Source organism: Streptococcus sp. 27098_8_82, assembly GCF_041431615.1.
Classification (GTDB): domain Bacteria; phylum Bacillota; class Bacilli; order Lactobacillales; family Streptococcaceae; genus Streptococcus; species Streptococcus sanguinis_K.
Window position 1 is genome coordinate 52,760 of record NZ_JAPVYB010000008.1, and the last position, 19,650, is coordinate 72,409.

Annotated in this window: 17 protein-coding genes and 3 tRNA genes; 10 read left to right on the plus strand and 10 right to left on the minus strand. The window is 35.9% G+C overall.

All coding sequences use genetic code 11. The annotated features are described in order from the left end of the window. Window positions 1-26: 26 nt before the first annotated feature. Together yaaA and recF are read left to right on the plus strand one after the other, a co-directional pair. On the plus strand, window positions 27-425 hold the full coding sequence (yaaA, locus tag O3627_RS10260) for a S4 domain-containing protein YaaA (protein ID WP_002922833.1): 399 nt from the start codon (window positions 27-29) through the stop codon (window positions 423-425). Window positions 426-427: 2 nt separating this feature from the next. After that, complete coding sequence (gene recF, locus O3627_RS10265; RefSeq protein ID WP_343092159.1) at window positions 428-1,522, plus strand: DNA replication/repair protein RecF; 1,095 nt, start codon at window positions 428-430, stop codon at window positions 1,520-1,522. Between the two features lie 180 nt (window positions 1,523-1,702). On the opposite strand, the gene guaB is transcribed toward recF, so the two are convergent. Further along, a complete protein-coding gene (gene guaB / locus O3627_RS10270) occupies window positions 1,703-3,184 on the minus strand; it encodes an IMP dehydrogenase (RefSeq protein ID WP_032908038.1) in 1,482 nt (493 codons plus the stop codon). Between the two features lie 205 nt (window positions 3,185-3,389). After that, a complete protein-coding gene (gene trpS / locus O3627_RS10275; protein WP_125382954.1) occupies window positions 3,390-4,415 on the minus strand; it encodes a tryptophan--tRNA ligase in 1,026 nt (341 codons plus the stop codon). Between the two features lie 290 nt (window positions 4,416-4,705). Between trpS and O3627_RS10280 the strand changes: the two genes are divergently transcribed. Then, a complete protein-coding gene (locus O3627_RS10280) occupies window positions 4,706-6,328 on the plus strand; it encodes an ATP-binding cassette domain-containing protein (RefSeq protein WP_125382952.1) in 1,623 nt (540 codons plus the stop codon). Between the two features lie 75 nt (window positions 6,329-6,403). Continuing rightward, window positions 6,404-8,989, plus strand: a complete 2,586-nt coding sequence (locus O3627_RS10285; RefSeq protein WP_125382951.1) for a YfhO family protein — start codon at window positions 6,404-6,406, stop codon at window positions 8,987-8,989. Window positions 8,990-9,101: 112 nt separating this feature from the next. Here the strand turns inward: O3627_RS10285 and O3627_RS10290 are convergent. The 7 genes from O3627_RS10290 to rlmH all read right to left on the minus strand — a co-directional run bounded on the left by O3627_RS10290 (window position 9,102) and on the right by rlmH (window position 12,314). After that, window positions 9,102-9,175, minus strand: a tRNA-Asn gene (locus O3627_RS10290). Window positions 9,176-9,180: 5 nt separating this feature from the next. Continuing rightward, window positions 9,181-9,252: transfer RNA gene (locus tag O3627_RS10295), tRNA-Glu, on the minus strand. 45 nt (window positions 9,253-9,297) lie between these two features. Further along, entirely contained in the window at window positions 9,298-10,062 is a 765-nt protein-coding gene (gene comE / locus O3627_RS10300; RefSeq protein ID WP_002899424.1) for a competence system response regulator transcription factor ComE, read from the minus strand. A 5-nt stretch (window positions 10,063-10,067) separates the two neighbouring features. Then, window positions 10,068-11,402 (minus strand): competence system sensor histidine kinase ComD, encoded by a 1,335-nt coding sequence (comD, locus tag O3627_RS10305; protein WP_268690587.1) that lies wholly within the window; start codon window positions 11,400-11,402, stop codon window positions 10,068-10,070. Window positions 11,403-11,429: 27 nt separating this feature from the next. Beyond that, complete coding sequence (locus tag O3627_RS10310; protein ID WP_032909851.1) at window positions 11,430-11,537, minus strand: hypothetical protein; 108 nt, start codon at window positions 11,535-11,537, stop codon at window positions 11,430-11,432. Window positions 11,538-11,718: 181 nt separating this feature from the next. Next, a tRNA-Arg gene (locus O3627_RS10315) sits at window positions 11,719-11,792 on the minus strand. A gap of 42 nt (window positions 11,793-11,834) precedes the next feature. Further along, window positions 11,835-12,314, minus strand: a complete 480-nt coding sequence (gene rlmH, locus O3627_RS10320; RefSeq protein WP_343092160.1) for a 23S rRNA (pseudouridine(1915)-N(3))-methyltransferase RlmH — start codon at window positions 12,312-12,314, stop codon at window positions 11,835-11,837. Window positions 12,315-12,517: 203 nt separating this feature from the next. Here rlmH and O3627_RS10325 point away from each other — a divergent pair, with 203 nt between their 5' ends. The 5 genes from O3627_RS10325 to O3627_RS10345 all read left to right on the plus strand — a co-directional run bounded on the left by O3627_RS10325 (window position 12,518) and on the right by O3627_RS10345 (window position 17,698). After that, entirely contained in the window at window positions 12,518-13,690 is a 1,173-nt protein-coding gene (locus O3627_RS10325) for a S1C family serine protease (protein WP_002922824.1), read from the plus strand. Window positions 13,691-13,753: 63 nt separating this feature from the next. After that, entirely contained in the window at window positions 13,754-14,515 is a 762-nt protein-coding gene (locus O3627_RS10330; RefSeq protein ID WP_004185002.1) for a ParB/RepB/Spo0J family partition protein, read from the plus strand. 213 nt (window positions 14,516-14,728) lie between these two features. Continuing rightward, window positions 14,729-16,081, plus strand: coding sequence for a chromosomal replication initiator protein DnaA (gene dnaA, locus O3627_RS10335; RefSeq protein WP_002894294.1), 1,353 nt, complete (start codon window positions 14,729-14,731; stop codon window positions 16,079-16,081). 158 nt (window positions 16,082-16,239) lie between these two features. Then, window positions 16,240-17,376, plus strand: coding sequence for a DNA polymerase III subunit beta (gene dnaN, locus O3627_RS10340; RefSeq protein WP_268690585.1), 1,137 nt, complete (start codon window positions 16,240-16,242; stop codon window positions 17,374-17,376). 127 nt (window positions 17,377-17,503) lie between these two features. Then, window positions 17,504-17,698 (plus strand): DUF951 domain-containing protein, encoded by a 195-nt coding sequence (locus tag O3627_RS10345; RefSeq protein ID WP_049552985.1) that lies wholly within the window; start codon window positions 17,504-17,506, stop codon window positions 17,696-17,698. 125 nt (window positions 17,699-17,823) lie between these two features. On the opposite strand, the gene O3627_RS10350 is transcribed toward O3627_RS10345, so the two are convergent. Next, entirely contained in the window at window positions 17,824-18,315 is a 492-nt protein-coding gene (locus tag O3627_RS10350; protein WP_002922817.1) for a DUF1307 domain-containing protein, read from the minus strand. Between the two features lie 166 nt (window positions 18,316-18,481). On the opposite strand from O3627_RS10350, the gene ychF reads away from it, so the two are divergent. Beyond that, on the plus strand, window positions 18,482-19,597 hold the full coding sequence (ychF, locus tag O3627_RS10355; protein ID WP_268690584.1) for a redox-regulated ATPase YchF: 1,116 nt from the start codon (window positions 18,482-18,484) through the stop codon (window positions 19,595-19,597). Window positions 19,598-19,650: the final 53 nt, after the last annotated feature.

A 19,650-nucleotide genomic window follows, 5' to 3' on the forward strand; every position in this document is an offset into this window, starting at 1 on the left:
GTATAATGACAGGGTTGAGGTGAAATATGGAATATAAATTATTTGATGACTACATCACGCTACAAGCCCTTTTAAAAGAAACAGGAATTATCCAAAGCGGCGGAGCAATTAAAACATTTCTAAGTGAATATCCAGTTCTTTTTAACGGTGAGCCAGAAAACCGCCGGGGAAAAAAACTCCGTGTCAATGACAGGATTTCTCTTCCCGAGCAAGGAATTGAAATTAATCTGACAGCTCCTAGTCAAGAAGAAATTCTGCAACACCAGAAAGAAATCGCAGAAAAAAAACGAGTTGCTGAACTTGTCAAAGCCATGAACAAGGAATTAAAAAAATCGCAGATTTCTAAAAAAGAAAAGCGTAAGAATACAGGGGTACCTAAAAAGCAGAAAACTACTAAAAGCCCTGTTCGCTTCCCTGGTATCTAATCATGTGGCTGCAATCATTAAAAATCAAGCATTTCCGAAATTATCAGGAAGCTGATATTGACTTCCATCCTGGCTTAAATGTCTTTCTAGGCCAGAACGCACAAGGTAAAACCAATATTTTAGAAGCTATTTATTTCCTAGCCTTGACAAGAAGCCACCGTACACGCTCAGATAAGGATCTGATTCATTTTACAGAAAATGACCTCCTTGTTTCTGGCATCTTAGAAAAAAAGACTGGTAAAGTTCCCCTTGACATTAACTTGACACCAAAAGGTCGCATCACAAAAGTCAACCACTTGAAACAAAGTAAATTATCAGACTACATTGGAACTATGAATGTTGTCCTGTTTGCTCCTGAAGATTTACAGCTGATTAAAGGCTCCCCCAGTCTACGTCGTAAATTTATAGACATTGAGCTTGGACAAATCAAGCCTGTCTATCTATCAGATTTATCCAATTATAATCATGTCCTTAAACAACGCAATTCCTATCTGAAAGCTAATGATAAAGTTGACGAAACTTTCTTGACTGTCCTTGATGAACAGCTGGTTGACTATGGCTGTCGTGTCATAAAGCATCGGTTGGATTTTTTGCAAAAATTAGAAAGTTTTGCTCAAGACAAGCACTGGGACATCTCTCAAAATCTGGAAAAATTGACTGTCAAGTATCTGTCGTCTATTCCTTTACACAAAATTGACAATTTAGAAGAAACTTACCGCTCTTCCTTATTAAACAGCCGTAAACGCGACCTATTCAAAAAAAATACAGGTGTTGGTCCCCATCGTGATGATATTGCTTTTTTTATCAACCAGATGGATGCCAACTTTGGTAGTCAAGGTCAGCATCGCAGTCTTGTTTTATCACTGAAACTAGCTGAAATCAAGTTAATAGAAAGCACTACGAAGGAAACGCCTATTTTGTTGCTTGACGATGTAATGAGCGAACTTGACAATAACCGTCAACTAAAATTATTAGAAACTATCTCTCAGGATATTCAAACTTTCATCACTACAACAACTTTAGAACATTTAAAAAATCTTCCACAAGATATTAAAATTTTCACCATTCAGCAAGGACAAATCATGTCTCAATCCTAGCATTACATGAGATTTACGTTTTTGTAAATTTCATTTACAAAATCTTGCTTATAGTGTAAACGAATTATATCGAATTGTTGTTAGAACAGCTTTTATAGCCTTTTGAATTGTAAAAGTATGTCAATTTAAATCGTAAATTTAAAACGAGGTTAGGAAAAATTCCCGACCTCGTTTTATTTTTTATTGAACTGAATAGTTAGGGGCTTCATTTGTAATTTGCACATCATGAGGGTGGCTTTCCTTTAATCCGGCGCCACTCATCTCAATAAACTGAGCATTATCGTGAAGTTCTTGCAGATTTGCAGCACCAACATAGCCCATTCCAGAGCGAATACCACCAAGCATCTGGAAGACAATATCTGCAGCAGCTCCCTTGTATGCCACACGGCCTTCAATTCCTTCTGGAACTAGCTTATTCGCTTCATTGACAGAACCTTGGAAGTAACGGTCACTAGAGCCCTTCTTCATAGCGGCGATAGATCCCATACCACGGTAAGTCTTAAATTTCCGACCTTGGAAGATTTCCGTCTCGCCTGGCGCTTCGTCTGTTCCTGCAAACATTGAACCCAGCATAACAGCATTTCCACCTGCAGCCAAGGCCTTAACAATATCTCCAGAATATTTAATCCCACCATCAGCAATGATGGTTTTTCCATATTCACGCGCCACAGCAGCTGCATCATAAATAGCAGTTACTTGAGGAACACCAACACCAGCAATGACACGGGTTGTACAGATAGAACCAGGACCAATTCCGACCTTAACAACATCCACACCTGCATCAAAAAGTGCACGCGCACCCTCAGCAGTTGCAATATTTCCAGCAATCAAGGTGCGATCAGGGAAATGAGCACGAATCTCAGCAATCTTGCGCAAAACTCCAGCTGAGTGTCCATGAGCAGTATCAATAACAATCGCATCTGCACCAGCTTCAAAGAGAGCTTCTGCACGTTCAAAAGTATCTGAAGTAACACCAACAGCACCAGCTACCAAGAGACGGCCAAACTCATCTTTAGCAGCATTTGGAAACTCAATAACCTTTTCAATATCTTTAATGGTAATCAAACCTGAAAGACATCCCTTATCGTCAACCAAAGGCAACTTTTCAATCCGGTGCTCCTGCAAAATGCGCTCTGCAGTTCCCAAATCTGTTCCAACAGGTGCCGTTACAAGATTCTCACTGGTCATATGACGAGAAATAGGTTGATCATAGTCAGAAATAAAACGCAAATCACGATTAGTTAGAATCCCTACTAACTTACGATTTTCAAGAGTTTCTACAACAGGAACACCACTGATACGGTAACGTCCCATCAGTTCATCTGCTTCAGCAATCGTATGCTCTGGCGTGAGGAAAAAAGGATCAATAATTACGCCATTCTCAGAACGTTTAACCTTTCGAACTTCATCAGCCTGTTGCTCAATAGACATATTTTTGTGGATGACTCCAAGACCACCAGCACGGGCAATAGCGATAGCCATCTGACTCTCTGTAACAGTGTCCATAGCGGCAGTAATGATTGGGATATTTAAAGTCAGATTCTCAGCAAGCTTGGTACTCAAATCAGCATCGTTGGGCAGTACATGGCTTTCAGCTGGAATCAGCAGCACATCATCAAAGGTAAAACCTTTTTTCAAAAATTTAGTGTCCCAGTTAGACATCCACAGTTTCCTCTTTTCCTTCTTATTTGAACTAATACCCAAAGAAAATTGAAGTTCAGTTTTCTTTGAATAAGAGCTGGTTTTTTTGTTGTTAATATCATACCATTCTATAGGAAATTGTCAATCATTATTATACAAAAAATAAAAACCATCATTTTTAAAACTAAAAACGATAGTTTTTGTGATTTATAATCAATAATGTTCGTTATTTAAAATAATTAATCCCCATCGCAGACTTCACTTCCGAAAGAGTCTGAGAGGCAGTCTGACGTGCCTTATCGCATCCTTCTTGCAGCATCTGATAGACCTGTCCCATATCTTTAGCAAACTCCACACGACGCTCACGAATCGGACCTAACTCTCGCTCTAAAATTTCTAACAGATAGCGTTTGGTTTTGACATCTCCCAGACCACCTCTTTGATAATGCTCTTTCATTGCAGCAATATCAGCAGCATCTTCGGGGCGGCCAAAAACATCCAGATAATGAAAGACCATATTTCCCTCAATTTTTCCAGGATCTTCCACTCTGATATGATTAGGATCTGTATACATGCTCATAACTTTCTTTTGCAGAATATCCATATTATCTGCCAGATAAATACCGTTATTGAGAGACTTAGACATCTTAGCATTGCCATCCAAACCAGGCAAACGTCCAGCTGCTTCATTTTCAGGATAAATTCCTTCCGGTTCTACCAAAACATCTGTCTGATAAGCGTGGTTAAAGGAACGAACAATTTCCCGAGTCTGCTCAATCATAGGCTTTTGATCATGTCCGACTGGTACAAAATTAGCTTTAAAAGCAGTAATATCTGCTGCCTGAGAAATTGGATAAACTAAAAATCCAGTCGGCAAACTTTCACCAAATCCTTTTTGCGCAATCTCTGTCTTGACAGTAGGATTACGCTCAAGACGAGCTAATGACACCAAATTCATATAATACATTGACAACTCTGCCAACTCAGGAATCTGACTTTGAATAAAAATAGTTACTTTTTCAGGATCCAATCCAGCCGCTAGATAATCTAAAGCTACATTACCAATAGACTCAACAATTGTCTGAGGATCCTTTGCATGATCAGTCAAAGCTTGCTGATCTGCCAAAAATACGAACATCTCATATTTACCTTGATCCTGCAAAAGCACGCGATTCCGTAAACTTCCTACATAATGACCAATATGCAATTTTCCTGTCGGACGATCTCCTGTTAAAATAATTGGTTTAGTCATTTATTACTCCTCAATTTATAATGAGTTCATTATATCATTTTCAATGAAAATGAGAAAGAAGTTTCTAGAAAAAAGCAAAAAATCCAGTTTTTACAGCTTGATTGACATCCCTTTACAATATTTGTAAACTTAATTGACAAACTATTCTGGCTGGAAAACCTAAAAGTCTTAGTTCATTCTATTCTCCTTTTTTCTTTTGGCTTCGTTTTTTACTTTTTATCTCAGAATTATTTGAAAAAAGTTCTATTTTCTAGTAAAATGAAGAAGATTATATATATAGGAGAAAGACATTGCTTACAGTATCAGATGTATCACTACGTTTCAGTGACCGAAAATTGTTTGATGAGGTCAACATCAAATTTACAGAAGGAAATACTTATGGATTGATTGGAGCTAACGGTGCTGGAAAATCAACCTTTTTAAAAATTTTAGCTGGCGATATCGAGCCAACAACAGGCCACATTTCTCTAGGACCAAATGAACGTCTTTCAGTCCTTCGCCAAAACCACTTTGACTATGAAGAAGAACGGGCTATTGATGTTGTAATCATGGGAAATGAACATCTCTACAACATCATGAAAGAAAAAGATGCTATTTATCTGAAGCCTGATTTTTCTGATGAAGATGGTGTACGTGCGGCCGAGCTTGAGGGAGAGTTTGCTGAACTAGGGGGCTGGGAAGCTGAAAGTGAAGCCTCTCAATTATTGCAAAATCTCAATATCCCAGAAGAACTTCACTACCAAAATATGAGTGAGCTCTCTAACGGAGACAAGGTTAAAGTACTCTTAGCTAAAGCCCTTTTTGGTAAACCTGATGTCTTACTTCTGGACGAGCCAACTAACGGTTTGGATATTCAGTCTATTACTTGGTTGGAAGACTTTCTTATCGATTTTGACAATACAGTTATTGTTGTATCTCACGACCGTCACTTTTTGAATAAAGTCTGCACTCATATGGCCGACCTTGACTTTGGAAAAATCAAACTCTATGTCGGAAACTATGATTTCTGGAAAGAATCAAGCGAACTAGCGGCTAAGCTTCTAGCTGACCGAAATGCCAAAGCAGAAGAAAAAATCAAGCAACTTCAAGAATTTGTTGCTCGCTTTTCTGCCAATGCTTCAAAATCAAAACAAGCAACTTCTCGTAAAAAGATGCTTGACAAGATTGAGTTAGAAGAAATTGTTCCATCTAGCCGTAAATACCCATTTATCAGCTTTAAAGCAGAACGTGAAATCGGTAATGATCTCTTGACAGTGGAAAACCTTTCTGTCAAGATAGACGGAGAAACTATTCTTGATAATATTAACTTCATTTTGCGTCCTGGTGACAAGACAGCTTTGATTGGCCAAAACGATATCCAAACAACAGCTTTGATTCGTGCTTTGATGGGTGATATTGAGTATGAAGGAACTGTCAAGTGGGGTGTCACAACCAGTCAATCTTACCTACCAAAAGATAATTCTCGTGACTTTGCTAATGGTGAATCAATCCTTGACTGGCTGCGTCAATTTGCTAGCAAAGAAGAGGATGACAACACCTTCCTTCGAGGTTTCCTTGGACGCATGCTTTTCTCTGGAGATGAGGTTAACAAGTCTGTCAATGTCTTGTCAGGAGGAGAAAAAGTTCGGGTTATGTTATCTAAGTTGATGTTGCTTAAATCCAACGTTTTAGTCTTGGACGATCCAACCAATCACTTAGATTTGGAATCAATCTCCAGCTTAAATGATGGATTGAAAAACTTCAAAGGATCCATTATTTTTGCTAGCCATGACCATGAATTTATTCAAACCTTGGCCAACCATATCATTGTTCTGTCTAAAAACGGTGTGATTGACCGCATTGACGAAACCTATGATGAATTCTTGGAAAATCAGGAAGTTCAGGCAAAAGTCAAGGAACTTTGGAAAGATTAATTCCTTGTCAACTTATATTTACAAAGCTTTACAGAGGCATGAAACAACGTTTCTGCCTCTTTCTATATAAGAAATATGAATCACATTAAAGAATATTTTAAAAAAAATTGGCCTTATTTTTGTGCCTTCTTTCTTCCATTTTTCATCATGTTCTTTGTCTACTTGATGTATGGAATTTACTGGAATAGCGAAACGTCTCCCTTGCTTGGTGACGGCTTTCATCAATATGTCATTTTTGATACCAACCTAAGAAATATTCTTCATGGCACAGATAGTATTTTCTATACTTTCTCCAGTGGACTTGGACAGAATTTCTATGCTTTATCCAGTTATTATTTAGGTAGCTTCCTATCTCCTTTGGTTTATTTCTTTGATTTGAAATCAATGCCAGATGCCGTCTATCTATTTACCTTAATCAAGTTTGGATTAATTGGACTCTCTGCCTTTATCAGCATCAAAGGAATATTCAAAAAGATTCCAGCTTTACTCATCATCACTCTTTCAACTTCATTTTCTTTAATGAGTTTTTCAGTCAGTCAATTGGAAATTAAAACCTGGCTGGATGTGTTTATCCTTGCACCTTTAATTGTTCTAGGTTTACATAGGTTGATAACTGGAAAAGGCAGAGTACTATACTTTACAACACTGTCAATTCTCTTCATCCAAAATTATTATTTTGGATATATGATGGCAATCTTTTTGGTCTTTTGGTACTTTCTTCAATTATCTTGGGATTTCAAAAATAGAATTAAAAGTTTACTTGACTTTACAATCGTATCTGCTTTAGCAGGTCTGACTAGCCTAGTCATGATTCTGCCAACTTACCTAGATATAAGTACTCATGGTGAAACCTTAACAAAAGTTTCTTCCTTGTTGACAGAAAAAAGTTGGTTTTTAGATGTGTTTGCTAAAAATTTTATTGGCAGTTTTGATACAACCAAGTATGGTTCTATCCCTATGATTTATGTCGGCACCTTCCCATTGATTCTGGCTATCTTATTTTTTACCTTAAAATCTGTTAAGTTTCACGTGAAACTTTGCTACTTTTTACTTATTGCAATTTTCATAGCTAGTTTTTATCTTCAATATTTAGACTTACTTTGGCAGGGAATGCATGCTCCGAACATGTTTCTTCATCGTTATTCTTGGCTATTTTCTCTGATAGTTATCTATATGGCTGCTGAGACTTTAAATCGTTGGAAAGATGTGAAAGTAATGAATGTTGCCATTAGTTTCACTTTGCTCAGCCTCGGATTCATTCTTACTTTTATTCAGAGAAAACATTATGACTTTTTGGGTCCTGAGAATTATATTCTAACATTAGAATTTCTGCTGGCTTATCTCTTGATTAGCTTTGTCTTAGCAAAATCTTCTATTCAACCAAAAATCATTCTCCCTGTCTTGCTCTTCTTTGTTACTTTTGAATTGTCGCTTAATTCCTATTATCAAGTTGGAGGAATTGCTAAAGAATGGGTATTTGCCACTCGTTCATCTTACGCTAGTCATCTTGACGAGATTGACAAGCTTGTCAATTATTCCAAAAAGGAAAATATTGACTTTTTTAGAACTGAAAGATTGAATCCACAAACGGGAAATGACAGTATGAAATTCAACTACAATGGAATTTCCCAGTTCTCATCTGTTCGAAATACTCAGGCAAGTTCTACTTTAGATAAACTTGGTTTTAAATCAGCAGGAACAAATCTGAATCTCCGTTATCAAAACAACAGTATTTTAATGGACAGTATTTTTGGTGTTCGCTACAATCTATCTGAAACAGATCCTCAAAAATTTGGTTTTCTTCCTGAGAAAACTGAAAAAGAAATGTCTCTCTACCAAAATGATGCTGCACTTGGTTTAGCTTTTCTGACCAATGATATTTACCATGATGTAAAGTTTACAAATTTGACTTTAGATAATCAGACAGAATTTTTGAATCAATTGACTGGCTTTGATTTTAAATATTATGATAAAGTAGATGCTATAACTACTAATGAAAATGTCAAGCAAATTGGTAACAGAGTGACTGTGGATGTTGACAGAGAGCATAATACAAGCTTTGCTAGTGTAATCTATACTGTCAATGTACCTGCTAACAGTCAACTATATGTTAATGTTGCTGGGATTGATTTTAGTAATGATGATCAGACAGATGTTGACATTACTGTCAATAACTTTACAGAACGTTATACAACTAATAATGTATTTCCTTTCTTTAATGCTGGCTATTTCAGTCAAAGTCAAACAGTATCTATTCGCTTTACATTCCCAAACAATTCGACGGTTTCTTTTGATACGCCAGAATTTTTTGCCGTTAATACTGAGCAATATCAAAATGTCATTCAAAAATTAAAAGAGCAGCCCGTTTCCACAACTACTGATTTAAACACAGTAAAAACAAACTATAGAGCGGAAAAGGATACTTCATTATTCTTTACCATTCCTTATGATAAGGGATGGTCAGCCACTCTTAACGGGAAGCCTGTCACACTAAAACGAGCTCAAAACGGCTTTATGAAATTAGATGTGAAAAAAGGAGAAGGAAATGTTGTCCTCACTTTCATTCCTAATGGACTGAAAGAAGGTGGCATTGCCTTCATATCTGGCATAATCTTATTTGTTTGTTATAATTTTCTACATAGGAAACGACAGAGAATATAAATATATCAAAAAAACATTTCCTTACCAATTAAAAAATAAGGCTCTTCATTAAAATGCTAGTGAAGGCCTTTTCTTGAACAATAAAAAAACACCCCACTAGGAGTGTCTCTAGCTCCGGCAGTAGGACTCGAACCTACGACATCATGATTAACAGTCATGCGCTACTACCAACTGAGCTATGCCGGATAATATAGTCCGTACGGGATTCGAACCCGTGTTACCGCCGTGAAAAGGCGGTGTCTTAACCCCTTGACCAACGGACCATATGGTATGCTCTCTTTCAGAACATATTCCATTATATCAGGTTTTTAAGCTTTGTCAACTCTTTTCCCTTTATTTTCGAAAATATCTTTCAGATATTTCACTCTTAAACGAGTGACCGGACAGCGATGATTTTCGTAAAAAATAATTTCTCGATTTTTCTTGTCATAATCAACAATGTTGCCAATATTAACCAGATAAGATTTATGTGGTGAAAAAAATCGTTTAGATTGCTGATCTTTTTCTTGAATATCTGTTATCGTTCCATAAAACTCCTTGAGAAAATTTTTACCGACAATCCGAAGTTTATGAGAGCTCCCTGTCGTTTCGATATACAAAATATCGTTATAAGGCATTCGAACATCATTGCCACGATAACTATATTCAAAATAATCTACCATATTGGTATTTTCAATTAGTGTACTCTTAGTGTAAAGAATACTGTCTTTGATTCTATTTTTAAAAGCATCATTGTTGATGTCTTTATCAATAAAATCAAGTGCTGATACTTTATATTTAAAAGTCATAGTAGCAAATTCAGATTTCGAGGTTACAAAAACTATAATGGCATAAGGATTATGATGACGGATAAATTGAGCTACTTCTAGCCCTTTTGTTTCCTCTCCTTTAATGTCAATATCCAAAAAATAAAGCTGGTTAACGTCTCCATTTTCAATATATTTTTTGAATTCTTTGATTTTTCCTGTAACCTGAACCTGGATGTCAATTCCAAGTTCCTCAGCAATTTCTGCTAATGTCGTTTCCATCCTGACTTGATGAGATACGGTATCCTCTAAAACTAACACTTTCATAAATTCTATCTCCTAATTGTTAAAATCTGTGTAAAATTGTTTGGCTCAATTTGTGTATCAAGAGTGATAAATTCATACCTATCTAAAATTTCCTTGATGTTATTTAATCCGTAGCCTCTATTTTCTCCTTTAGTTGAAAATTCGGGCTGATAGAGTTCTTCCAAATCCAATTTTCCTTCTTTACGAGAATTTTGAACAACAAATATGGTTTTATCATCCAGCTGAACCAGAGAAACATGAACAATTTTTTCTAGACTGTCAATGGCACTCTCAATAGCATTATTTAATAAAATACTAGCAATTCTCACCAGATCTAACAACTTGATTGGAAGGCGTTCCACTTTATCCTTAACTTCAAAAGTCAGCTGAATCTGATGTTCACGCGCTTGAAAGATTGTCTCAGTCATGACACTCCTTAAAGCTGAATCTCCTACATTATTCAAATCAAAAACTGTATATTTATCTGAACGCAGGTTCAAATTTGCATCAGCCAAGACCTCTTGATAAATGTGCTCAATTTCCTTGATATCTCCAGTTTGAATAGCCACTTGCATACTCGTCAACATGCTAGCATAATCATGACGAAATCCTTTGATTTCATGGTATAATCTCACAATTTCATCAGTATATTCCTGAAGTCGAAGCTGTTCAGATTCTTTTTGACGCAAACGCTCTTCTTTCTCGTATTTCTCACGGCTGTCCTTGAATGTCACCAAAGTAGAAAGAAAGGCCAAGAAACAAATAGTAGCAATCATACTGCTAAAACTGTTGAAATGTCTTATATTACTAATCCAATGAGAGAGATTTAAAATCAGCCAATTTATTGCATATAAACTACTAATCATCAGAATCTGAGATTTAAAGAAACTTCTTTTAAGATAATCTATTCTGAAATCAAAAATATCAATAACCTTTACCATAAAGAACAAGGATATTAAGTTGATACATGTCAGAAACAAGCCCATGTACTGAGCTACAAAATCATCTCCTAAAACAGATGAAATAATAACAGAAAAGAAAGTAGTAGAACTATCAATTGACAGACATAAAAAGAAGGAAAGTAAGAAAGATTGATATTTTTTAATTTTTTCAACTCTACAAAAATACCAAACTAAAAATAGAGGGAGAAAAAATGACAGTGTATATGATGGAAATGAGATTTCAAATGAAAACACATGCCCTAAAAAAGCAATTATAAACGGAATTATAATCTCAAGACCAAAGCAAACACCTACAAAAAAGTAAGTATGCTTAATTTTAGTGATTTTTGATAAAATCACTAAAAATGCAGCTACATTAATAAAAGGATGAACAATTAATCCTATTATTTCAAGTGACATAAATTTCTCCCCTAAACTTTAAAATTCTTATCTTCCAAAAATCCAATCCCATGGATTTGGAATACCTCTTATATCCCAAAAGGTTTGAACAAGTGAATTGCTATTTGCAGCAATTTGAAAAGAATAGATTTTCATAACTATCTCCTATCTTTTTATCTTGTAAGTCACCTTACATTTATCATTATAGAAAAATAGAAAAAGTTAGTGACAATTTTCCCTGAAATGTCATTTTTTATCCCCAAAATGACATTATACCAAAAAAATAGAAGAAAAAAACACGAAATATTGTAAAATACTTCGCATTTTTTTACCTTTCTGATCTCAGCAGGATTCGAACCTGCGACCGTTCGCTTAGAAGGCGAATGCTCTATCCAGCTGAGCTATGAGACCAATACTATCTCATTCTATCAGAAAATAGGATTGCCGTCAAGATTACTTATGATAAGGACTCCCCTGCTGAATCATAAAAGCTCGATAGATTTGCTCTATTAAAACAAGGCGCATCAGTTGATGAGGTAGCGTTAATTTGCCAAAACTCATCAGAAGATTTGCCCGTTTTTTTACTGCAGGAGATAAACCTAAACTTCCGCCAATAACAAAAGTGATATCAGAAAAGCCATGCACTGTAGTATCCATCATGAGCTGACTAAACTTTTCTGACGGAAATTGGTTTCCTTCAATTGCCAAAGCAATAACAAATTCACGCTCATTGATTTTAGCCAGAATTTTATTTCCTTCCTTTTCAAGAATCTGCTGATTTTCTAAATCACTAGCTTTATCAGGTGTTTTTTCATCCGCTAGCTCAATCATTTCCACCTTGCAGAATCGATTGAGACGCTTCATATATTCAGCAATTCCATCCTTTAAATATTTTTCTTTCAGTTTTCCAACTGTTACAAGTTTTATTTTCATAAGTTTATTCTATCATATTCATCTATACTTCACACTTTATTAACAAGTAAAATTTATCTGGGAATCGGCTAATCTGTGTATTTTCTAATGACTATCAACAGTTTTTCTAAGTTTTCCACAAGGTGTGGAAAACTTAGAGGATTTAAGTTATAATTAAGTTTAGCTAACTATAATTTCATCAATTGTAATTCAAGGAGGAAAACATGAAAAACTCTTCAACTGCCTTCAAAAGGGCTTTATTGCTTTTTGCAGTGTTAATTATAGGTTTTATCGGTGGAAGTTTAGGAAATTATGTTACTACATTAGTAACTTCACGTGTAAAAATGAATGGAAATTCAACAACCAGTGTAACTACTTCATATAAAAACTCTACTGACATTTCAGAAGCTGTGAAAAAGGTTCAAAATGCCGTTGTTTCAGTAATTACTTATGCTGAATCTTCCAGCAGCGTTATCAATGATGAATCTTCCAACGATGAATCACAAATCTCCAGTGAAGGTTCTGGCGTAATTTATAAAAAGGACGGAAAATCAGCCTATCTGGTAACCAACACCCACGTTCTGAACGGATCAACTAATGTAGATATCTTGCTAGCTGATGGAAACAAGGTTCCAGGTGAAGTAGTTGGATCAGATGTTTATTCAGATATCTCTGTCGTTAAAATTAGCTCTGAAAAAGTAACTGATGTCGCTGAATTTGGAGATTCTGGTTCTCTGACAGTCGGTGAGACAGCTATCGCTATCGGAAGTCCTCTTGGAACAGAATATGCTAACTCTGTAACACAAGGAATTATTTCTAGTTTAGGCAGAAACGTTACATTACAATCTGAAAATGGTGAAAATATTTCAACAACTGCATTGCAAACAGATGCTGCAATCAATCCTGGTAACTCTGGCGGTCCGTTGATTAACATCCAAGGACAAGTTATTGGGATTACTTCAAGTAAAATTTCAACAAATGGTCAAACTTCTGTTGAAGGGATGGGATTTGCGATTCCATCTAATGATGTCGTAAATATTATCAATCAACTTGAAAAAAATGGAACAGTCACACGTCCTGCTTTAGGAATTCAAATGATGGATTTATCTAATCTGACAACTTCTGATTTTTCTAAATTAAATCTTCCTTCTTCAGTGAAATCAGGTATTCTTGTTCGCTCTGTTCAGCAAGGAATGCCTGCTGATGGCAAACTTCAAAAAAATGATGTCATTACAAAAGTAGATAACACAGATGTGGAATCCACTAGTGACCTTCAGTCTGCTCTCTACAAGCATAGCATTGGAGATGAGGTAGAGATTACTTATTACCGAGATGGTAAATCTCAAACAGTCAAAATCAAACTCACTAAATCAACAAAAGAGTTAAGCTCAAATTAACTTATTTACAAGATTGTCAACACACCTTTACACAATCGTAAAGGTGTGTTATTCTATATACAAATGGAAAACTTTCAATATATTGCACTTAAAGACATTCGAACCAATCCTTATCAGCCTCGTAAAGAGTTTTCACAAAAAAAGATTGAAGAATTGGCAGCATCAATCAAAGAAAATGGTCTCATTCAGCCAATCATTCTTCGGAAATCTTCACTTTTTGGTTATGAAATTTTAGCAGGAGAACGGAGATTTAGAGCTGCCTCTTTTCTTGGCCTAGAAACGATCCCAGCTGTTGTCAAAGAATTATCTGATGATGACATGTTGAAACAGGCCATTATCGAAAATCTTCAAAGAGAAGACTTGAATCCTATAGAAGAAGCTGAGTCTTATCAAAATTTGATTGACAAAGGCTTGACACATGATGAAATTGCTAAAATCATGGGAAAATCTAGACCCTATATCAGCAATATTGTCAGACTTTTACAGCTGTCTAAAGAAGTTCGCCAAGCTATCAAGGAAGAAGAGATTTCTCAAGGACATGCTCGCCTGCTGGTTCCCTTGAAAGAAGAGGAACAGTTACTATGGCTGGAAAAGATCTGTCGAGAAGATTTATCGGTTCGAGCAGTTGAAAAGCTTCTCCAGAAAAAAAAGAGCATCAAAAAGAAATCTAATAAAGAACTGTTTGCTAAATCTGAAGAGGAAAAAATAAAAAAAATTCTCGGTCTGGACGTCTCTATTCAGTTAAAAAGCCAGAGTAAAGGAAAGCTGATTATTCCTTTTGAAACCGAAGAAGAATATCAAAGAATTATAAACAGTTTTAAATAAAACTGTTATTTTCTTTTTTTAAAATAACAAAATTATCCACTGTTAAATCAATTAGGAAGCCTATTAGAATAAGAAATTTTAACTTTATTCACATTCTGTGGATAACTTTAACTAACAATGTGAATTCTTTTCCAGTTCTTGTGGAAAACTTTGAACCTTTATGATAAAATAAGATGCGTATGAATCAGAAAATTATAGAAAAGGAGGGAAGTTATGACCAAAGAACAGGACTTTTGGAATCGTATTTTAGAATTGGCTCATGCTCAGCTAAAACAGACAACTTATGATTTCTTTGTTGCTGAGGCTAAGCTTGTTAAAGTTGAAGAAAAACAAGCTGTTATTTTCCTGGATAGTCCGGTGAAACAACTATTTTGGGAGCAAAACTTAGTAGGAGTTATTCTTACTGCAGGATTTGAGATTTTTAATGATCAGATTGCTGGAAAGTATATTTTTGAAGAAGAAACTAACACTGAAACTTCGAAATCTGTAGTAACTAGTCCTCAAATCAGCACTGTTCAGCCAAGCTTGCCACCTATTGATACTGGCTTAAAGTCAAAATATACCTTTGATAATTTTGTTCAGGGAGACGGAAATATCTGGGCTAAAGCTGCTGCCTTAGCGGTATCTGAGAATCTAGCCACAACCTATAATCCTCTTTTTATCTATGGAGGACCTGGCCTGGGTAAAACTCATTTATTAAATGCTATTGGCAATCAAATTTTAGAAAATATTCCAGATGCGCGTGTCAAGTATATACCGGCTGAAACCTTTATTAACGACTTCCTTGAACATTTAAGATTGGGAGAGATGGATAGCTTTAAAAAAATCTATCGTAGTCTGGATCTTCTGCTAATTGATGATATTCAATCTTTGGGAGGAAAAAAGGTTTCAACTCAGGAAGAATTTTTCAACACTTTCAATGCTCTTCATGGTGAAAATAAACAGATTGTTTTAACCAGCGACCGCAGTCCTGATCATCTGGACAATTTGGAAGAACGCTTAGTGACACGTTTTAAATGGGGATTAACTCAGAATATTACACCGCCAGATTTTGAAACACGAATTGCAATTCTGCGAAACAAAATAGAAGATTTGGATTATATTTTCCCGAATGATACCTTGGAATATCTTGCAGGACAATTCGACTCCAATGTCCGCGACTTGGAAGGTGCTTTGAATGACATCAGTCTCATCGCTAGAGTTCGTCATCTGAAGGAAATCACTATTGATATCGCTGCAGAGGCTATTCGAGCACGCAAGCAGGATTCAAGCCAGGTAACAGTTATTCCGATTGATAAGATTCAGTCTGAAGTTGGGAAATTCTATGGTGTTAGTGTCAAAGAGATGAAAGGCAGCCGTCGAGTGCAAAATATCGTTTTAGCTAGACAGGTAGCTATGTATCTGACTCGTGAGCTGACTGACAACAGTCTGCCTAAAATTGGCCGTGAGTTTGGCGGGAAAGACCATACGACCGTTATACATGCACATGGAAAAATCAAAACTATGATTGAATCAGACGACAATTTGCGTTTAGAAATTGAAAGCATCAAGAATAAAATTAAATAGCGTGTGGAAAACTACAGATTTTTTTCAAAACTTATCCACACTTTGTGAACAAGTCTCAAAACTTGTTAGAATAAGGATAAAGCTATTTTTCCACATAATTCACACAAACTACTATTACTATTAATCTTATAATCATAAATAAATAAAAAGGAGATCCCATGATTCATTTTTCTATTAATAAAAATCTCTTCTTACAAGCGTTAAATACTACTAAAAGGGCTATCAGCCATAAAAATGCAATTCCTATTCTTTCTACTGTAAAAATCGATGTTACCAAAGAAGGAATCACCTTAATCGGCTCAAATGGCCAAGTGTCAATTGAAAACTTTATTTCTACTCAAAATGAAAATGCAGGCTTGCTTGTCAACTCAACAGGTTCAATTTTATTAGAAGCGACTTTCTTTATTAATGTTGTTTCCAGCTTGCCAGATATTATTTTGGATTTTAAAGAAATTGAACAAAAACAAATCGTCTTGACTAGCGGCAAATCAGAGATTACCCTGAAAGGAAAAGACGCTGACCAGTATCCACGAATCCAGGAAATTTCTGCCAGCAATCCCTTGGTTCTTGAAACAAAAATTCTCAAAGATGTCATTAACGAAACAGCCTTTGCAGCCAGTGTTCAGGAAAGCCGTCCAATTTTGACTGGTGTTCACTTTGTTTTGACAGATAACCGTTCTTTGAAAACAGTTGCGACAGACTCCCACAGAATGAGTCAAAAGAAAATTACTCTGGAGAAAAACGGAGATAATTTTGACGTAGTCATTCCAAGTCGCTCTTTACGTGAATTTACGGCTGTTTTTACCGATGAAATTGAAACGGTAGAGGTTTTCTTTGCTAACAATCAAATTCTTTTCAGAAGCGAAAATATCAGCTTCTACACCCGCCTCTTGGAAGGAAATTATCCAGATACAGATCGTTTGATTCCAACTGAATTTACTAGTATCCTTACTTTTAATACTTCTGATTTGCGCGCAGCTATGGAACGCGCTCGTCTCTTGTCTAATGCCACACAGAATGGAACAGTTAAACTGGAGATTGCAGGCGGTATTGTTAGTGCCCATGTAAATTCACCAGAGGTAGGCCGTGTTAACGAAGAAATTGATACAGAAAGTGTAACTGGCGAAGATTTGACCATCAGCTTTAATCCAACTTATTTGATTGATGCTTTGAAAGCCATTGACAGTGAAAAAGTAACGATTAGTTTTATCTCATCCGTTCGTCCTTTCACCTTGGTACCGAGTGAAGACACAGAAAACTTTATTCAGCTGATTACACCTGTCAGAACTAATTAAGATGAAAAGCAGTGGGACAAGTTAAAGATTTTTAATTCTTGGTCCTAAGCTCTTTTCATTGATAAAGTATGATAGATGCTTAATATTTCTTCCTGGACTATGATAGTTCCTTGAAAGGAGAAAGAAAATGTATGAAATTGGTCATTTTGTAGAAATGAAAAAGCCGCATGCCTGCACCATTAAATCGACTGGAAAAAAGGCGAATCGCTGGGAAATCACAAGGGTTGGTGCAGATATCAAAATCCGTTGCACCAATTGTGAACATCTTGTAATGATGAGTCGTCACGATTTTGAAAGAAAAATGAAGAAAATAATAGATTGAACTAAAAAATCATCGTAAATGCTATTGTAGAAAACTAATTTGCATTGCTGAAGATTAGATTTAGATTTTTTCTGATTTTTCAATCAAAAATGGATAGGACTTAAAAAGTCCTATCCATTTTGCTTTTATTTAAGATCTTCAAATTTACCGTCTTTAACTTCTTTATAACCTGCTTTTTCAAGTAATTTAGCAGTTTCTTTATAGCTGATATAATCCGCTTTTTGATTACCAGATGTTTGAAGAAGCTGTTTACTTTGTAGTTCTTCAATATCAGCTTTGCTAAAATCGATTGTCAGTTTTTCAGTTAAATAATCATCTTTGTACTCGATTTTATGAGTTAATCCTTTGATACCCTCAATAGATTTAGCATAGGCTTCTGTCTGCTCTTTAGCAGTGTCTTTTGTCAAACCAACTGGTTTATAGTAGAAGGTGTTGTTTGTTTCGTTTATAAGAAGTTCATCACCTTTATATTCAACAGTGATGCGGCTATCTTGCTTAGTATTTTGGTCAATCAGCTGGAAATAAGCTTTTTTAGGACTGCTGCAGGCAGCTAAAACAAACAAAGCGGAAATCGCAAGGAAGGAAAGAAAAAGTGTTTTGAAAGTATTCTTTTTCATTAGGGACTCCTTTAATAAGAATATTAGCTATATTATACCATTTTTTTCTTCAATTTATTTTACATTTTTGTAAAGAAAGCTAGAAAAAATAACTTAAATCCGCTGTTTAGGATAAGGATTTATGGTATAATGGTTTGGATTGAAAAGATGAATGGAGAAGATAAGAATGGCTTTGACAGCAGGAATCGTTGGTTTACCCAATGTTGGTAAGTCAACTTTATTTAATGCAATTACAAAAGCAGGTGCAGAAGCAGCTAATTACCCTTTTGCGACAATTGATCCAAATGTCGGGCGGGTAGAAGTTCCGGATGCACGTTTGGATAAATTAACAGAACTAATCAAACCACAGAAGAAAGTTCCAACAACCTTCGAATTTACTGACATTGCTGGAATTGTGAAAGGTGCTTCAAAAGGAGAAGGACTAGGGAATAAATTCTTAGCCAATATCCGCGAAGTAGATGCTATCGTCCATGTAGTGCGTGCCTTTGATGATGAAAATGTCATGCGGGAACAAGGTCGTGATTCTGAATTTGTAGATCCAATGGCAGATATTGAGACCATTAATCTAGAATTGATTTTAGCAGACCTGGAAAGTATTAACAAACGTTATGCGCGCGTAGAGAAGATGGCTCGTACTCAAAAAGATAAGGATTCAGTGGCAGAATTTAATGTTTTACAGAAAATTAAGCCTGTCTTGGAAGATGGTCTGTCAGCTCGCACAATTGAATTCACAGAAGAAGAGCAAAAAATTGTCAAAGGGCTCTTTCTCTTAACGACTAAGCCAGTTCTCTATGTGGCCAATGTCAGTGAAGATGAGGTGGCTGATCCAGATAATATTGACTATGTGAAGCAGATTCGTGAATTTGCAGCTACAGAAAATGCTGAAGTTGTTGTCATTTCCGCGCGTGCAGAGGAAGAGATTTCTGAATTGGACGATGAAGACAAGTCAGAATTTTTGGAAGCTATCGGCTTGACAGAATCAGGTGTGGATAAACTGACCAGAGCAGCTTATCATCTGTTGGGACTTGGAACCTACTTTACAGCTGGTGAAAAGGAAGTGCGTGCTTGGACCTTTAAGCGTGGAATGAAAGCTCCGCAAGCAGCTGGCATTATTCACTCAGACTTTGAAAAAGGCTTTATTCGAGCAGTCACTATGTCTTATGATGACCTAGTGAACTATGGTAGCGAAAAAGCAGTTAAAGAAGCTGGACGTTTGCGCGAAGAAGGAAAAGAATATATCGTTCAAGATGGCGATATTATGGAATTTAGATTTAATGTGTAAAGTATTTGTAAAGTTTAAAAATTCTAGGTTGGAAAATTTTTTCCAGCCCTTTT